The organism is Nocardia brasiliensis ATCC 700358 (assembly GCF_000250675.2).
Classification (GTDB): domain Bacteria; phylum Actinomycetota; class Actinomycetes; order Mycobacteriales; family Mycobacteriaceae; genus Nocardia; species Nocardia brasiliensis_B.
The window spans coordinates 4,236,288-4,252,564 of record NC_018681.1 but is presented as its reverse complement, the minus strand read 5'-3'; the positions used below and the strand labels follow the sequence as shown (position 1 = coordinate 4,252,564).

Annotated in this window: 16 protein-coding genes; 12 read left to right on the top strand and 4 right to left on the bottom strand. The window is 66.5% G+C overall.

What is annotated here, in order from left to right; genetic code table 11:
• Positions 1-255 precede the first annotated feature (255 nt).
• The 10 genes from O3I_RS19150 (at position 256) to O3I_RS19105 (ending at position 11,180) form a co-directional block, all read left to right on the top strand.
• Positions 256-1,482: a 4-hydroxyphenylacetate 3-hydroxylase N-terminal domain-containing protein gene (locus O3I_RS19150; RefSeq protein WP_014984611.1), complete on the top strand. Its 1,227-nt coding sequence runs from the start codon at positions 256-258 to the stop codon at positions 1,480-1,482.
• 36 nt (positions 1,483-1,518) lie between these two features.
• The gene (locus tag O3I_RS19145) at positions 1,519-2,532 is read left to right on the top strand and encodes a methyltransferase domain-containing protein (RefSeq protein ID WP_014984610.1); all 1,014 of its coding nucleotides are present in this window, start codon (positions 1,519-1,521) and stop codon (positions 2,530-2,532) included.
• Positions 2,525-3,505, top strand: a complete 981-nt coding sequence (locus tag O3I_RS19140; protein ID WP_014984609.1) for an arginase family protein — start codon at positions 2,525-2,527, stop codon at positions 3,503-3,505. Before O3I_RS19145 ends, O3I_RS19140 begins: the two co-directional genes overlap by 8 nt.
• Positions 3,498-4,616, top strand: coding sequence for a pyridoxal phosphate-dependent aminotransferase (locus O3I_RS19135; protein ID WP_014984608.1), 1,119 nt, complete (start codon positions 3,498-3,500; stop codon positions 4,614-4,616). Before O3I_RS19140 ends, O3I_RS19135 begins: the two co-directional genes overlap by 8 nt.
• On the top strand, positions 4,603-5,739 hold the full coding sequence (locus tag O3I_RS19130; RefSeq protein WP_141691786.1) for an ATP-grasp domain-containing protein: 1,137 nt from the start codon (positions 4,603-4,605) through the stop codon (positions 5,737-5,739). The genes O3I_RS19135 and O3I_RS19130 overlap by 14 nt, the downstream gene beginning before the upstream one ends.
• An 84-nt stretch (positions 5,740-5,823) precedes the next feature.
• Complete coding sequence (locus O3I_RS19125) at positions 5,824-6,420, top strand: GNAT family N-acetyltransferase (RefSeq protein ID WP_014984606.1); 597 nt, start codon at positions 5,824-5,826, stop codon at positions 6,418-6,420.
• The gene (locus O3I_RS19120) at positions 6,401-7,693 is read left to right on the top strand and encodes a cytochrome P450 (protein WP_014984605.1); all 1,293 of its coding nucleotides are present in this window, start codon (positions 6,401-6,403) and stop codon (positions 7,691-7,693) included. Before O3I_RS19125 ends, O3I_RS19120 begins: the two co-directional genes overlap by 20 nt.
• Complete coding sequence (locus O3I_RS42745; protein WP_014984604.1) at positions 7,693-8,646, top strand: NAD(P)-dependent oxidoreductase; 954 nt, start codon at positions 7,693-7,695, stop codon at positions 8,644-8,646. The genes O3I_RS19120 and O3I_RS42745 overlap by 1 nt, the downstream gene beginning before the upstream one ends.
• Positions 8,647-8,667: 21 nt before the next feature.
• Complete coding sequence (locus O3I_RS19110) at positions 8,668-9,864, top strand: MFS transporter (RefSeq protein WP_014984603.1); 1,197 nt, start codon at positions 8,668-8,670, stop codon at positions 9,862-9,864.
• Positions 9,864-11,180, top strand: coding sequence for a cytochrome P450 (locus O3I_RS19105; protein WP_014984602.1), 1,317 nt, complete (start codon positions 9,864-9,866; stop codon positions 11,178-11,180). The genes O3I_RS19110 and O3I_RS19105 overlap by 1 nt, the downstream gene beginning before the upstream one ends.
• 97 nt (positions 11,181-11,277) lie before the next feature.
• Here the strand turns inward: O3I_RS19105 and O3I_RS19100 are convergent, their stop codons facing one another.
• A complete protein-coding gene (locus O3I_RS19100; RefSeq protein WP_014984601.1) occupies positions 11,278-13,191 on the bottom strand; it encodes a M61 family metallopeptidase in 1,914 nt (637 codons plus the stop codon).
• Between the two features lie 240 nt (positions 13,192-13,431).
• Positions 13,432-14,025 (bottom strand): cysteine hydrolase family protein, encoded by a 594-nt coding sequence (locus tag O3I_RS19095; protein WP_014984600.1) that lies wholly within the window; start codon positions 14,023-14,025, stop codon positions 13,432-13,434.
• A gap of 109 nt (positions 14,026-14,134) precedes the next feature.
• On the opposite strand from O3I_RS19095, the gene O3I_RS19090 reads away from it, so the two are divergent.
• Positions 14,135-14,584: a TIGR03618 family F420-dependent PPOX class oxidoreductase gene (locus O3I_RS19090; RefSeq protein ID WP_014984599.1), complete on the top strand. Its 450-nt coding sequence runs from the start codon at positions 14,135-14,137 to the stop codon at positions 14,582-14,584.
• A 48-nt stretch (positions 14,585-14,632) separates the two neighbouring features.
• Here the strand turns inward: O3I_RS19090 and O3I_RS19085 are convergent, their stop codons facing one another.
• Both O3I_RS19085 and O3I_RS19080 read right to left on the bottom strand, forming a co-directional pair.
• Positions 14,633-14,854 carry a hypothetical protein gene (locus tag O3I_RS19085; RefSeq protein WP_014984598.1) on the bottom strand — a complete coding sequence of 74 codons (222 nt, stop codon included), beginning with the start codon at positions 14,852-14,854 and terminating at the stop codon, positions 14,633-14,635.
• Positions 14,855-15,246: 392 nt separating this feature from the next.
• Positions 15,247-15,672: an Hsp20/alpha crystallin family protein gene (locus O3I_RS19080; RefSeq protein ID WP_014984597.1), complete on the bottom strand. Its 426-nt coding sequence runs from the start codon at positions 15,670-15,672 to the stop codon at positions 15,247-15,249.
• A gap of 237 nt (positions 15,673-15,909) precedes the next feature.
• On the opposite strand from O3I_RS19080, the gene O3I_RS19075 reads away from it, so the two are divergent.
• Positions 15,910-16,275 (top strand): MmcQ/YjbR family DNA-binding protein, encoded by a 366-nt coding sequence (locus tag O3I_RS19075; RefSeq protein ID WP_014984596.1) that lies wholly within the window; start codon positions 15,910-15,912, stop codon positions 16,273-16,275.
• Positions 16,276-16,277 lie beyond the last annotated feature (2 nt).

Here is a 16,277-nt window from a genome sequence, read left to right as displayed (position 1 = left end):
ACACGCGCGGGCGGGCTGGCATTCTCGTCGTTTCGGCGATATCGGCAACCCCCCGATCAGGGGGTTTTCATCACTCTCGCGAGCGAGGCATGCTACAGGTTGTCCATCTCGAGAGCGGGGGGTTTCTATGCATTCAACCTGATTCATAGGGGTATACACACCGCTCGGGCCGCAGCACAGATAGCCGCAAGGTTACTCATCTGCCCGGACACCACGTCAACGGTAGTTATCCGGGTTGCAGGCTAAGGAAATCCATTGGAAACTCAGCAGCTCACCTGCTCGACCGACAGTATTTCGACGGCGCCCGCGGCGACCGATCGCACGCCATTTGCAAAGACCCTGGACGGGCTACGAACCAATCCGGAACTGAAATTGTTCTGGGACTGCATCTGGACGCCGCCGACGACCCGAGATCAGTTCTTCGAGTACGCCGGACAACTGCGCCGATTCGCCACCTACAGCGGTGGACTGCTCGGGCGCAGCCCCGATTTCCTGGCCGGTATCGTCTCCGCGTGGGCCGCCAATGCCACTCATTTCGGGAAAAACGCCGAGCGCGTGCAGGAGTTCCATCGCGGGTGCCGCGCGGCCAATTCGATCCTCACCCATGCGATTTCCGATATCTCCGAACGCGGGCGCATTTCCGAGGATCATCTGCTGCGGGTCGTGGCACGGGATTCGGACGGCATCTATCTGAGCGGTTTCAAGCAGCTGGCCACCCTCGCGCCGTACGCCGACGTGCTGCTGATCTACCCCTACCGCATGCTGTCGCAGAGCGAGGCGTCCACCGCGCTGTGCGTCGCCATCGCGCCGGGCAGCGCCGGCGTCAAGGTGCACGCTCGGCCGGGCTTCCGTGGGGCACAAGAGATTCCGGACGAATCCATCGACGTGCTGGACGAGCAGGACGCGATCATCGAGCTCGACCGCGCCTTCGTGCCCAACGCCAACGTGTTCATCGACGGCTCGGTCGAGCAGTGCAATACGTTCCGGGCCCGCACCGGCATGACCCACCCCGCCTGGGTGCAGGCGCTGGCGCGGATGTCGGCGAAGGCGCAGCTGTATCACGAACTCGCACAGCGGGTCCTGGACGGCGGCCCGACCTCGGCCAAGGAGCCCGCGGTGCTGCTGGCGAAGCTGCGCCGGTTCGCCACGAGCACCGAGCGGGATTTCGCCGCTGCCCTCGAATCCGCGACTTTCGATGAGCGCTACGGCTTCTGGGCCGCCGATCGCACCACGCTGCTGCAGGGCATCGGCAACTTCACCGAGCGCATCGAGGGCGCGGCGACGCTGCTGTCCCAGATCGCCGGATTGGACCTCATCTGTCCGAAACCCGGTCGGACCAGCGGGCAGGGCCTGTTGCCCGTCGCGCCGCAGCTCTCCGATTGGACGCTGTTCACCAACTTGTCCTCGGGGGCCTACGGATACCGGCAGAACAAGTACGAACTCGCGTTCGTCGGGGATCCCGATCGGCTCGCCGCTGGCTGACCCGCGCAGAACTACCGCAAGAGAGGTATCAACCACATGCTCACCCGGAATCGCCTGATCGAAGCGCTGGAACCGTTCAGCGGATTCGTGCAGTCGGCTGTGCTGTACAACCTGATCGAGCACGGCATTCTCGAACAGATCGTCGTGAACGGTGTCCCGGCCCGCAAAGCGCTGGAGTCGGTCGTCACGACGCCGGAGCGGGTCGAGGCGCTGCAACTGTTCCTGCGCACCGCGGGATACACCGAGAACGATCGCGCCACCGACAAGCTGGTGCAGATCTGGGAGGCCCGCGGCTGGTATCAGATGATGATCGGCGGCTACGGGCGGACCTTCCTCGAGATCGGCCGGGGTTTCACCGATCCGGCGGCGGTGCCCCGGGACGGCCGGATGGTCGGGGTCGGCAGCTGCGCGATCAGCGTGCACGACGCGATCCCGCTGATGTACCGGGTGCTCGATCAGCGTGGGAAGACCTACCGCAGCGGCATCGACCTGGGTTGCGGCAGCGGCATCTTCCTGACCACGCTGGCCGAGAAGTATCCGGACATGCGGCTCACCGGGATCGAGCCGAGCCCCGAAGGCGCCGCGGCCGCAGTGGAATTCGTCGCAGGTTCGCTGCACGCGGACCGGATCGGCATCGTGAACGCGGACGCGATCGGCCATCTCGAGCACACCGACTCGCACTACGACTTCGGCATCATCAGCTTCGTCATCCACGAGATCCTCGGGCAGGAGGGCGAAGCGGGCGTGCGGAAGTTCCTGCGGACCCTCTTCGACAACAATCCCGGCCTGGAGCTGCTCGTCATCGACATCGACTACTGCTGGGACAACGCGGAGTCGATGAAGGACCCGCACCGCACGAACTACTACAACCACTATTTCCTGCTGCACCCGTTCACCGACCAGCGCCTGGCGACCAAGCAGTATTGGCTCGGCCTGTTCGACAGCGAAGGGCTCGAGGTGGTGGCCGCGGACGTGGACACGCCCGGCCTCGACGAAACCGGGATCGTAACGGCACTCCTGTTGCGGTCCAAGGAATCCAACGATGACTGACTACACCGACAGCCAGGCGGTCTCCCGGTTGAGCTCGGGCCCGCGCACCTTCTTCCGGCTCCCCTATCGGCCCGTGCGCGAACTCACCGCCGGTGACGGCGTCGACGCGGTCATCCTGGGGGTGCCGATCGACGGCGCGACGGGCTATCGCAGCGGCGCCCGATTCGGTCCGGAGGCGGTGCGGGCCGCGAGCACGCTCGCCCGGTTGGGCAGCCGGGAACGCGATCTGGTGATCACCGACCTGCTCTCCGTCGTCGATGGCGGTGATGTGCACGTCATTCCGGGGTATCACCTGCAAACCCTCGAGCTGATCGAGCAAGGCGTCGACGCCGTGCACGAAATCGGCGCACTGCCGATCTTGGTGGGCGGCGACCACAGCCTGGCGATCGCCGAACTGCGCACGGCGGCACGGCATCACGGCCCGCTCTCGCTGGTCCAGCTGGATGCCCACCGGGACGTGCTGGACAACTACTTCGGCGTCGAGCACTTCCACGGCACGGTCTATCGCCGAGCGGTCGACGAAGGGCTGATCGATCCGACGACCAGCGTGCAGATCGGCATGCGCGGCAGCGTGCCGCGCGAGGACCTGGCCCCGGATGGCATGGGGTTCACCGTGATCCACAGCGACGAGGCGCTCGCGCTCGGCGGCCGGGAACTCGGCCGGATCGTGCGGGACAAGGTCGGCGACAACCCGGTCGCCCTCACCTTCGACATCGATTTCGTCGATCCGTCGTGCGCGCCCGGCACCGGCACTCCTGAGGTCGGCGGCCCCTCCTCGGCCTTCGCGCTGCAACTGCTGCGCGAACTCGAGCTGCCGAACATCCGGACCGTCTCGCTGGTCGAGATCGCACCGCCCTACGACTCCGCCGACATCACCGCACATCTCGGCGTCGCGGTGATCTTCGAGATCATGGCGCTCGCCGCGGCCGCCCGGCGGACCCGGATACAACAGGATGGTCGTCTGCATGCCTGACAACATCACCGACCTGGAGGTCAGGGCGCTCGTCGACGGTGTCAACCTGTCCGACGGGCACCCTCGAATGTCGCTGTCCACCAGCCAATCCGAGATCATCGCCGCCTTCCCGGAGGTCTTCGCGCACACCCGCAAGCTGCCGGTGGACGTGGTCGAGAAGAGCGCGCGGGCCGCGTTCCTGTCCTCCCTCGGGCAGCACAGCGCGCTCGACGAGGAGATCAGCTTTCGCAGCTGCTACTCCTCCTCCACCGCCATCGACATGATCGGTAAGGCGATTCGCCTCGCCGGTCGCCCGGTGGCCATGGTCGAGCCGACCTTCGACAACCTGCACGACCTGCTGGCCGGCCACGGTCTGCGGATCCGCTCGGTGGCCGAAACCGCCCTTGCCAGTGGCCCGCTCGACGACATACCGCCGCCGGGCGGGGTGCTGTTCATCGTCTCGCCGAACAATCCGACCGGCACCGTGCTCGCGGCGGAACGGCTGCGCGATATCGCGGCCGCGTGCGCCGAGCGCGGTACCGTGCTCGTCATCGATTCGTGCTTCCGGGCACAGGATCTGCGCGCGCAGTACGACATGTACGCGGTGCTCGGAGACTTCGCGCTCGACTGGGTGATCATCGAGGACACCGGAAAGCTCTGGCCCCTGCAGGAACTCAAGACCGGGTTCCTGAATTGGAACGCGGGCAACCCGCTGCCGCTGGCCAGGATGTATTCCGACCACATGCTCTCGGCCTCGCCGTTCATTCTGCGGGTGGTCGAACTGTTCGCCGAAGACGGCAGGCACGGCGGCTACGACCAACTGCGCGACGGCATCCAGCGTAACCGCGCCCTGGCCCGCGACAACATCAATCTGCCGCCCGCCTATCCGGACTCGCGGATCTCGGTCGACACGTTCCGGCTGCCCGCGGGCGTCGCCGCCAACGCGCTGTATACCGACCTGGGCGAGGTCGGGGTACACGTGCTGCCCGGCGAGCTGTTCTACTGGGAGCAGCCGAATCTCGGCACCGACCTGATCCGTATATCGCTGGCACGCGATCCGGAAGCCGTCGTCACGGGCTGCCAGCGCGTCGACCAGCACCTAGAGGCATGGAGGCGTGTTGTCATCAGGTGAGCGCGCGACGGTGGTCCTGCTGCAGGCGAAGCAATCGCTCGGCAGCGAAGGGCTGGCCGACTTCGGAGCGGCCGTAGCGGCGACGGGCGCCCGGCTACGGATCCTGCGGACCGGCGAGGTGCCGCTGGTCCGCGATGCCGAAGTGACCCTGGACGATCTCGGCGAGCAGTACATCGCCGAGATCGGCGAATGGCGGTCGCTGCTCCCGGACGAGACGAGCGCCGTCGTGACCAACGACGAATACCTGCTGGGCCTCGCGGCGCAGCTGTGCGGGGAACGCGGCCTGCCGACACCGGTACCCGGCGCACTGGAGAACTACCGGCACAAGGGGCGGATGCGGCGCGCGCTGGAAGCCGCTGCCGTCCCGGTGCCCGAGTCGCTGATCGTGGCCGCGGGCGCCGTCGAAACGACCGCCGTTTTCACCGGGTTCGGCGACGACGAGCTCGTCATCGTCAAACCGGCCGCGGAGGCCAACCTGCGCGGCATCCGGATCGAACCGTTCGGCGCCGTCGATCCGGTCGCACTCGGCGACGGCCTGATCGAACGGTTGCTCGGTGGACCGCAATATCATTCGGAAGTGCTCGTGGTGAACGGCACTGTGACGCACCTGTTCTCGGGGCTCTACATCCGCTCGCTGCTCGACCTGACCACGGGCGGGCCCTCCGGCTCGGCCCGGGTCGCACCCGAACTCGAGGCCCGGCTGGCCGATCTCGCGATCCGCACCTGCACCGCACTCGGACTCGACGGGACCTTCACCGCGCACGTCGAATACCTCTCCAGCGGACCGGCGTTCGCCGATGTGGTGGTCAGCGAGGTGTGTGCGCGGGCGTCCGGCGGCGAGGTGCCGTTCCAATCCAGGATCATCACCGGTATCGATCTCGAGCTGCTGAATCTGCGGATCCAGGCCGGACTCGATTGGTCCGAGCCGAAGGTGGACGCCGACGCTTCGGGCGGCTGGTTGTGGCGCGTCGGCAGGCCGATCGAGGGCGCCGACCGTATCGACGCGCTGCCCGTCGACGCGACGTTCGATCACATCCGCCTCGGCGGGCGGGCCCGGCTCAGCGGCCGCACCGACGCGGTCCTGACCGCACTAGAACTGCTGGCGGTCGCGAATGAGGGGTGAGCAGTGGCAAGCAGGCGACAACCCATAGATCGGTCCCGGCGCCGCGGGAAGCCGCTGACCGACTTCGCCTTTCAGGAATGGAAGGTGCCGACGCTGCCATCGCCGTGGGAGCTGACCCCGGTCACGCCGGACACCCCCGCGGAGATCGACCAGGTGGTCCAGTGGATGGCCCGACCGCACGTGCAGTTCGCCATGCACAAGGACTGGGATCGGGCCGGCTGGCAGGCCGAGATCGAATTCCAGTTCTCCGACAGCAAGACTCGGCCGTTCCTCGTCGGGCAGCACGGGCAGCGCGGCGGCTACGTCGAGCTCTACCGGGCGGCGCTGGACGTGGTCGCCGACTATTACGACACGCCGGACCTCGACATGGGTATGCACGGATGCATCGGCGAACCCGACTATTTCGGGTACGCGCTGCCGTTCTGGGTCGCGCTCATCGCCGGTGTCTTCGAGACCTATCCGGAGTGCACCGGGGTGATCTCCGACCCGTCCGCCGCCAACCAACTGGTGCGTGCGCTGGACCGCGGCGTCTGCAAGGTGGTGGACGGCCACGAACTCGGCGAGGTGGACCTGCCGCACAAGCAAGCCGCGCTGTTCCGCTTCGAACGCGAAAACTTCTATGCCGCAATGCAACGACAAGGGGGTGTCGACGTTGTCCTCCGTGAGCTCGGTGGTCACTGATCCGATTCGCTGGTTTCTGCTGCACGGCCCACTGCGGTTGCTGCCCGATTCGATGCTCGGCGACGGCAACGACGTGGGCCGGCTCTTCCTGCGCCCGCCGGAGAAGGGTGATCCCTATCGGGCGATCCTCACCAAGATCGGCGCGGACGCCGGCGTGCACGACAGCGCCGCGGGCCTGGTGGTCACCGGATACGAAGAGAGCGAAGAGATCCTGCGCAGCACCGACTGGTCCGCCGACCAGCCGGTGGCGATTCCGCCCGCCGCGGGGCTCTACCGCTGGCTGACCCGGCGTTCCGTGCCGATCGCGCTCGACGCTCCCGCCCTGGTCTTCATGGACCCGCCCGAGCACACCCGGTTGCGCAAACTGGTCTTCCCGATGTTCACCCATCGCGCCGTGACGGCCTCCATCGACGTGATCACCGGCCACACCGCCGCCGTGCTCGCCGAACTCGAGGGCCGCGAACAGATCGACCTGGTCGCGGATTTCGCCCGCAAGATCCCCATCCGGGTGATCTCCGACTTCCTGGGCATTCCGGACCTGGGCGAGGACATGCTCGACGCGCTGGGCGGGCACGGGGCCAAACTGCTCGACGTCGGGATCACCTATCCGGATTACCGGCGCGGCATGACGGTGGCCCGCAAGTTCACCGATTTCGTGCTCGACTGCCGCACCGACCCGGACCAGCTCCGCGACGGGTTCCTCAAGGACTGCGTGCATATGCACCTGGCCGGTGAGCTGACTTTCCCGGAGTTGCTGACCCTGGTGGGTTTCGTGTTCGCGGCAGGGTTCGAGACCACGGTCAGCTTCATCGCCAATTCGATTGTCACCGTGCTCGAACACGGTCTCGGCGGCGAGGTGCTCGAGGACGGCCGTTTGACCGACCCCTGGTTCGAGGAGCTGTTGCGTTACGACTCCCCCATCCAGCTGACGCACCGCACCGCACGGGTGGAAACCAAGGTCGGCGACCGGGTCGTCGCACCCGGCACCGGCGCGCTGATCTGGGTCGGCGCCGTCAATTATGACACTCGCGCGTACCCGAACCCGGGCAGGCTCGACGTCGGCAATGTGGCGGCGCGCACCAGCATGAGCTTCTCCACCGGCGTACACCGTTGTCTGGGGGCGTCCTTGGCGAAGGTGCAGGGACAGGTGGCGGTCGGCAGCTTCCTCTCCGCCTACCCCGAGGCCCGGTTGCTGCCGGGCCGCCAATGGCGGGATTCTGTTGTGCTGCACGGGCATATCCGCGTTCCACTGGCGTTGACCGCCGGACGCTGATGCGCCCCGTCACGGTGGATCGGTCGACGCTCTACTGCCTGGGCGCGTCGACCGATCCCGCCACGATCGCGGGCCCGCTGCGCGATGCGCGGGTGCGCGTCGAAACGGTGCCGCCCGGAACCCCGCTCGCACACAACATGGTCGCGCTCGCGGCACACGACCTCACCGCCGCGGAACTGGCCGAAACCGCCGCCGCGACACGGGATTGCTGGGTGCACCTGGTCTCCTCCGCGCCCGCCTACCCGCACGTTCCGGCCCTCGCGCGCGACAATCTGGTGACGCGCAGCGCCAGAGCGTATGCCCCGGCACTCACGGAGTATGTGATCACTCAGCAGGTGCTGCACTGCGCCGCAGGCACATTCGAGGACATGCCCAAACCGTTCCACCGGCGCGCGGCGCTCGTCGTGGGATACGGCGCCTTCGGGCGCACCGTCGCGCAGACTCTGGCCGGACTCGGTGCCGCGGTGACGATAATCCGTCCGCGATCCGGTGCCGCACAACCGCTCGGCACCGGGGCGGCCGTGCCGCTCGACCGGTTGCCGAAACGCTTCGCGCACCTGATGGTCGTCGCGTTGCCCGGACTTCCCGAACTGGACGACTTCATCGACGACACCCTGTTCGGTTTGCTGCGCGACGACGGGCATCTGATCAATCCCGCGCGCTCCGCACCGGTCGACGCCGACGCGCTGGTGCGCTGGCTGGCCGCAGGCACCGGGCGGCTCACCAGCGACGTCGAGACCGACGAGCGCACCGAGCTGTTGCAGCCGTGGATCGACAAGGGCCGCGTCGCGCTGACACCGCATATCGCCTGGCGGCCCTGGGACGGCGATCCGCTCTATCACCGGGACTGGTCGGCGATCTTCGCCACGGGAACCTCTGATCGATCGACAATGGGCGAGCGGTCGCTGCGCCTGGACCCGGACAAGATCGCCACGGACTTTCTCGTCCCCTGACCACCCGCCCTTGGAGGCCCGATGCCGTTCTGGTTGATAGCGATCACCTTCGCCGTATTCGTCTTCTACACCGACGACTACATGATCGCCGGTGTGCTACCCGAGCTGGCCGCCGATCTCGGCATCTCGGAATCCGCGGCGGGACAGCTCGTTTCGATCTATTCGCTGGTGCTGGTGATCGGTGCGCCGCTGATCGCGTTCGCCACGGCCCGGCGCAGCCGCTTCGGCGTCTTCGTCGCCGCCTCCGCCGTGTTCGTCATCGCGAATCTGCTGGCCGCCCTGGTCGATTCGTTCTGGCAGCTGATGCTGCTGCGGGTGCTCGCCGCGGGTGCGGCCGCCGCCTGCCTGCCCGCCATGTTCGCCCTCGCACCCATGCTGGCACCACCGGAGAAGCGCAGCTCCTATATCGGCATCGTGTCCACCGGCATCGTCGGCGCGCTGGCGGTCGGCGTGCCCTTCGGCACGTTGTGCGCCAGCGTGTTCGGCTGGCGCGGCAATTTCGTCGTGTTCGCCGGGCTGAGCGTGCTGTCGACAGCGCTGCTGTTCGGGGTCCGCGCACACCTCGACAAGCCCGGCGAATTGGCCTCGGCGCGAACACATCTGCAGGCGCTGTCCAGTCGTCCGGTGGTCACCGTGCTGCTGGGCAACACCATCCTGCTCGGCGGCGCGCTGATGATGTTCACCTATTTCGGCCCGTTCGCCGCCGACTTCTCCAATTCGTCACTGCGCCAACGCGGTCTGTTGTTCGCGGTGGCCGGCGTCGCGGGACTGCTCGGTTCGGTCGCGGGCGGCATCTACGTGGACAAGAAGGGGGCCTCGGCGGCGCTGCGGATCGGTTTCGGACTGTTCCTCGGCACCATGGTCGTCTTCTCCGTGCTCACCGCGTTCGCCCCCATCCCGCTGCCGGTGCTCGTGCTGCTGACGCTGGTGTGGTCGCTGTCGCTCTACTGGAACGCACCGGCCATGCAGACCATGCTGCTCGATTCCGCGCCCGATTCGGCGACCCAGGTGCTGGCGCTCAATTCGTCGTCGACCTACCTGGGCGTCACCCTCGGCAGCATCGCCGGCGGCGTCACCCTCTCGTTGTTCAGCCCCTTCGCCCTGCCGATCGCCGCCGCGGCGCTCAGCGCCCTCGCCTTCGTCGTCATCGAAGGCTATGCGCGGCGCGCGGGCGCGGCGGGGCGGCCCCAGCCCGACTCGGCGGAAAGGACCACCTGATGACCGGCGAATATCCACCGGCACCACGACTACCGCGGCTACTCCAGACGGTGTTGCACACCAAGCGGCACGCCCAGTTCCTCGGCGCGCAGGCGCGGCGCTTCGGCGATGTCTTCACGGTGCGGCTGCTGCCGCCCTATCCGGACCGCATCGTGGTGTTCTCCCGGCCCGACCACATCAAAGAGATCTTCGCCGCCGCACCGGCGGATCTGCATGCGGGCGAGGCGTATCGGGAGCTCGCGATGATCATGGGCGAGCATTCGGTGCTGCTGACCGACGGCCGCGAACACGCCCGCGCCCGCCGGTTGCTGATGCCCGCCTTCACCGGTGCGGCCCTCAACGGTTACCGCGCCCTGGTCGAGGACATCACCAAAACCCAGGTGGAACGGTGGACCGCCGGATGCACCGAGCACCTGCTCGCACGCATGGAAGATTTGACGCTGGACGTGATCACCCAGGTGGTCTTCGGCGTTGCCGACGAGCGCCGCCGAGCCGAGCTGACGCCGCAGCTGCGCCGCGTCACCGCGATCAGCCCCGTCGTGCTGCTCGGCTGGAAATGGCCGTGGCTGCGGCGTTTCGGGCCGTGGCGCCGCTTCGCCGAGACGCTCACCGCGATCGATGACCTGCTCTACGCCGAGATCGCCCGCCGCAGAACCCAACCCGACGCCGACCAGTACGCCGACGTGCTGTCCCGGCTGCTCGCGGTGGGTTCCGGTGACGATCCCGCGACCGAACCGCTCAGCGACGCGGAACTGCGCGACCAGCTCGTCACGCTGCTGCTCGCCGGCCACGAGACCACCGCGTCCGCATTGTCCTGGGCCTTCCACGAATTGGCCGCCGCGCCCGCGGTGCAGGACCGGGCGCGGCAGGCGAGCCGCGACGGCGACGACAAATACCTCGAAGCGGTGATGAAAGAGGCGCTGCGCCACCGCATGGTGATCGGCCGGGTACAACGCCAGCTCACCCGCGACCTCACCATCGGCGGCGTCGCCCTGCCGCGCGGCACCAGAGTGTCGACCTCGATCGTCCTGGCCCACCAGAACCCGGCCAATCACCCTGAGCCGCAACACTTCCGCCCCGAACGCTTCCTGGACGGCGACGTCACCCCGCAAACCTGGCTGCCCTTCGGCGGCGGCGTACGCCGCTGCCTCGGCGCAGGTTTCGCACTGATGGAAGGTGCGGTAGTACTGCGCGCCGTCCTCACCCGCTACCAGCTGACCCTCCCCGGCTCCCCGGAACCCGGCCGCGTCCGCAACATCACCAACGTCCCCGCCCGCGGCGCCCGCCTGGTAGTGACGGCCCTCGCCGACCGCTAGCGGCCGCTCCCGCGCACATTTCAGCGTCCCGCGCGCGTGTCAGCCGAAAGACACGCGCGCGGGACGCCAACAGGTGCGCGGCAGGTCACTGCCGGGCCTAGTTGCGGGCGGCCAGGATCTGGGTGAGGTAGTCCGGGGTGCCTTCGATGCGTTGCAGGTGGGGGAAGCGGAGGCCGTCGTGATAGTTCAGTTCGACGGTCCGGGTTTGGTCGAAGTCCTTCACCTGCAGCCGAATCGGGGCCGGGTTCGTCTTGGCCGCCTCGATCGCGGCTTCCATCGTGGCCTGGGAATAGGGGGCGTCGTTGACCGACACCACCGTCATCCCGGTACCGACTTTCGCCTTGAACGCGGGTCCGTCCCAGCGCACGTCGGTGACCTTGCCCGCGCCGGACACGTTGAGACCGATCGAGTAGGTGTAGTTGACGGCACCTTCGGCCGTTTTCATCTGAGCCGTGAGAAGGGCACCCGGATTGTTGTCGTAGACCAACTTCCAGCCCGTCTTCTCGACGCTGGAGGCGAACGGTTCCTTTCCGTCGAGACGATCGCGCAGGTATTTCGCCCAATCGTCGGCGACTACGCCGTTCAGCGTCGAGACGACGTCATCGAAATCGTAGGTGTTCTGGGACTCCCACTTGCCTTCGTCGACACCGAAGAACGCGCGCGCGAAATCATCGAGCGATTTCGTGTTTCCCGACAGTTCGCGGATCCGCGCGTCCACGCCCAGCCATACCAGTTGCCCGCCCTGGTAGTAATCCTCACTGAGCTGCCACGACCGATACGGCTTCGTGCGCCGCTGCGCGATGATGGGATCGTTGGTGGTGTCCTGCACGGTACGCCAGGAGAGTCCGGGCCGGTTGTCGGTGTAGGCGGCGACTACCGAAGCCAACGCGTCACGCGAGACTTCCACGGGCCGCAAACCGGACCGGCCGGTGAGCACATTGCCCCAATACTGCGTCTGTCCCTCGTAGACCCACAGCAAACTGTCTTGCATCGGGACGTTGTAGTTGGGTGTCCACAGGTCCGCCGGGCGCCGGAACTTGCCGTTCCAGGAATGGGTGTACTCGTGCCCGAGCAGATCGGCGCTGCCGACCGCGGGATTCCACCCGGTGAAATAGTCGGTGGGTTGGCCGTTCTCGCTGGACCGCTGGTGTTCCAAGCCGTTGGAGCTGAGCTGATCCGACAACGACAGCAAGAAGTCGTAGTGGTCGTAGTGTTGCGAGCCGTACAGTTTCACGGCCTGTTGCACCAGCGCCTTGTGCAGCTCGAGGTGCTCGGGCTTGGCTTCGAGCTGCTCCGGCGCGTCGGCGAATACTTGCAGCCGCACCGGGGGTTTCGCGCCGGGAGCCAGATCGAACTCCTTGTGATAGCGGCCCGCGTACACAGGCGAATCGACGAGGATGTCCAACGGAACAGTCTTGTAGTTCACGGTGTCGCCGTCCTTGCCTGCGACATCCAGCGCGGTTCCGGCTTCGAATCCCGGCGGGTAGGTGACACTCGCGGTGAAGGGGATCTCACTAGCGGGCGGGCCGGCCGGATAGAGGACCACCGCATTCCACTGCAGATTCAGCATATTCGGGGTCATCACCACGCGCCCCTGCGAGGAGTCGGTGGGAGTCAGGTACTGGAAGCGGGCGTCGATCGAGTCCACGCCGTCGGGCACCGCGACCTTGAACGCATACACGTTCTTCGGGTCACGCTTCCACTCCAGCTTGTTCCCGGCGTTCGTGAAAGTGATGCCACCGATCTTGTCAATCGGACCGGACGGCGAGTGGTTGCCGGGCAGCCACTGCGGAAACAGCAATTCCACCTCGCCCGACTGCACCGGGATCGTCTGTTTCACCTGAATCACACGCTGCGGCAGATTGGTCATATCGACCGCGACCGAGATCGCTTTCTGCTTCGCCGGCGCGTCATCGGACTTGTCGCGCAAGCCGAAGTACAGCGAGCCGGCCAGAATAAGAACAACGACGACGCCGACAGCGCCGAGAATACGAACCTTCGACAACGACACTCCCCGAGTCACACAAACAATCCTCGGCGGATGGTGTTCGTCGGCCAAGGATGGGACCTACCGATTTCACTTATAGTGCGACCGCCTGCCCCATCCCCTCCTCCCACATCAAAGCTTCGAACAGGTCGTCCGTCGCTGCGAACGCCCTTCCAGGTGCTGAGCTGATTGTCGATACTACGAGGGTTGGTATCACGGCGTGTGCCGAGCGAGTGTGGGCTACGTCATACCTACTGTCCCGCTTCACCGCCTGTCCGGGTTCGGGGTGGCGTGGATCAGGTGGGTCAACTGGGCGGCGGTGATGAGCTGATTTTCGCCGATCAAGCGGGCGAGGTGGCGCAGGGCGGAATCGTGCATCTGTTGGGCCGAGTGGCGAGTTGCGTTGGACGCCACCGCGTCTCGGACGACCCACGGGACGTATCCGTGTTCGAACGCGTCCAGGGCGGTCTTGAGCACGCAGGCGTCGGTGGCTATGCCGCAGAGGATCAGATCGGTGACGCCCAGTGCGCCGATCAGCCGCGAGCCCTCGGCGGTCAGGGCGGTGTACACCGTCTTGTCGAGCAGGTGCGACTTCGGGCGGGCGGTGAAGGGAATCAGCTCGTCGATGAGGTCGGTTTCCGGTGGTCCGTGCAGCGCACGCCAGCCGAGCAGTCGCTCCCAGGGTGAGTTCGGGTAGTTCCGGTATCGGGTGAAGACGGTCGGCCGGTTGTCGGCCGACCAGTCGGCCACCAAGTCGACGATCACGGGCACTGCGGACGCCGAGCCCGCATTCACGAACCCGTTCTGTACGTCGATCACCAGCAGGGCCGCCGCGCCCATGTCGATGGTTGAATACATAAGCTCCCGCTCCCCACTTGAACTTATATCCGACCCCGGGGCTTGCCGCAAGACCAGGGTGACACCGCAGAATGGCCGCTCGTTGCGATTCCACCGAGAAGGAGCGTCTGTGACCGATTTGAAGTCCTTCGCCGAACTGGTGCCCGTCGATTCCGGGCTGTGCGTCGCCGTCACCTTGCGCGCGGACGGCACACCGCAGGCCACCGTCGTCACCGCCGCGGTGCTGCCGCACCCGGTCACCGGCGCCGACACGGTCGTGTTCGTATCCCCCAGCGCCACTGTGAAACTCGCGAATCTGCGGGCCGATCCGACCATCGCGCTCACCATCCGCGCCAGCTGGCATTGGGCCACCGTCGAAGGAACGGCACAGCTGGCCGGACCCGACGACCCCCATACCGGCATCGATGCCGAACGACAACGGCTGGTGATCCGCGACATCTTCGCCGCCGCCCGCGTCCCGCAGGACTGGGACGCCTACGACCAGGTGATGCAGGCCAAACGCGGCACCCTCGTTTTCGTCACGCCGCACCGCATTTACACGAATGCCGCCGCGCTGTGAGCCGTCCATCGGACGGCACGAGGGTCAGCGGCCGCGTCGGCGTGCGCGTCAATAAGCGAGGCAGTAGTAGTCATCGTCGAAGGGGGCGGGGGTGATCCAGTTCTGGTCGATACGGTCGGCGATGTCGGCGGCGTCGAACGCGGCGCGGATACGTTCGGCCACGGGGTGCACCGCGGTGGTGTCGAGGCCGAGGTCGCGGTCGCGCTCATCGGCAAAGGCGTGCTGTCCGGCGCGGTCGACGTCGCCGCCGGCGGGAATGAAGGGGGTCATCGCGATCTCCTTTCTCGTGCCGAGGGTTTCGCACCATCTCGCCGGGCCGCCCGGCAAGAAGCGTGAAGGACCGGTGGGCCCGCGCGCAGTGCCCGTGCGGGCCCACCGGTCGGAGGAAGAGATTTCGAAAACGTGATGGTCTTGCTCAACTGCTCGGTGGGGGCCCGAGTGTCGCAGCGCCTGCTGCCATACAAGGTGGCCAGGCACCCGTCGCGGTTACGTCGGTCCTGACGACGCGGTGCAAGGGTGCAGGCCCGGGGCGACACGGCCGCGCCCCCAACCGAGAAACCAGTGGTTGCGTGTTTTGACAGGCATCACCTCGCTTTCATCAGTTGCCAACCAGGAGAACACGGTTGGGCGGTCCACGCCGGCACGCGCGTGCCGGGTTCCGTTCAGGCGTTGATGGCCTGACGATCGGCGGTTTCGCTGCGGATGACCTCGATCTTGCGGGGCTTGGCTTTTTCCGCGACGGGCACGATCAAGCGCAGCACCCCGTCGCGGTAGTCCGCGCGGATCGCATCGGTGTCGAGGTTCTCGCCCAGAAACAGCTGGCGGGCGAACACGCCGCGGCTGCGTTCCGCGGCGATCATCGAACGGCTCTGATCCAGTTGCGGGCGGGTGGCTTTCACGGTCACGACATTGCGTTCGACGTCGAGGTCGAGGGAGTCCGGGTCGATACCGGGCAGGTCGAATTCGACGAAGAACTCATCGCCGTCCCGCCAGGCGTCCATCGGCATGGCCGCCGGTCGCGCAGGTGTACCGAAGACCTGATGGGTCAGGCGATCCAGGTCACGGAAGGGATCGGTACGCATCAGCATGGTCGCCACCTCCAACTCACTCCATTCTCGATCGGTGGGATCTCAGATAACCTCTGTCATCTGACATAGATAACATTTAGCACTCGCCACAGGAGAGTGCAAGTAGGATCCAGAGATAATCTTCAGCAAATGAAGCGAGGCTGCTGGTCCGGAGTGCCGCCTGCCGACCCCACCGATGAGTTCGGGACTGGTTCCCCGTCGATACTTCTGGATGGATCAGAAGACAGGAGTTCGGCTGTGGCAGTGATCGAGGACGTCAGCTCCCTGGGGACCGAACTGGAGCGCTCCTACCAGGTCTACGTCCGTGGCAGGTTGAAGTTCCGCGTCAAACAGATTGTCTACGTGGCGTTCTCACTCGATGAGACCATCATGGGCTTTGCCTTCCCCAAGGAGGAACGAGCGGCGCTGGTCGCGAGCGAACCACACAAATTCCACCTGCCCGCGGCAGCGGATATGCGCTTCAACTGGGTGCACGCCGACCTCGCTGCCCTGGACGCGGCCGAAGCTCGTGAACTGGTGGTCGATGCCTGGCGCATGGTGGTCCCCAAGAAACTCGCCCGCGCCTACGATCTCGCCCACCCGCACGGTCCCGCACGCAGCTGAGC

What these genes read in the sequence shown, in the direction of transcription:
- O3I_RS19110 (WP_014984603.1), top strand. Translation starts at nt 8,668, where the DNA reads ATGCCGTTCTGGTTGATAGCGATCACCTTCGCCGTATTCGTCTTCTAC.
- O3I_RS19080 (WP_014984597.1), bottom strand. Translation starts at nt 15,672, where the DNA reads ATGCTGATGCGTACCGATCCCTTCCGTGACCTGGATCGCCTGACCCAT.
- O3I_RS19105 (WP_014984602.1), top strand. Translation starts at nt 9,864, where the DNA reads ATGACCGGCGAATATCCACCGGCACCACGACTACCGCGGCTACTCCAG.
- O3I_RS19145 (WP_014984610.1), top strand. Translation starts at nt 1,519, where the DNA reads ATGCTCACCCGGAATCGCCTGATCGAAGCGCTGGAACCGTTCAGCGGA.
- O3I_RS19135 (WP_014984608.1), top strand. Translation starts at nt 3,498, where the DNA reads ATGCCTGACAACATCACCGACCTGGAGGTCAGGGCGCTCGTCGACGGT.
- O3I_RS19085 (WP_014984598.1), bottom strand. Translation starts at nt 14,854, where the DNA reads ATGACCCCCTTCATTCCCGCCGGCGGCGACGTCGACCGCGCCGGACAG.
- O3I_RS19140 (WP_014984609.1), top strand. Translation starts at nt 2,525, where the DNA reads ATGACTGACTACACCGACAGCCAGGCGGTCTCCCGGTTGAGCTCGGGC.
- O3I_RS42745 (WP_014984604.1), top strand. Translation starts at nt 7,693, where the DNA reads ATGCGCCCCGTCACGGTGGATCGGTCGACGCTCTACTGCCTGGGCGCG.
- O3I_RS19095 (WP_014984600.1), bottom strand. Translation starts at nt 14,025, where the DNA reads ATGTATTCAACCATCGACATGGGCGCGGCGGCCCTGCTGGTGATCGAC.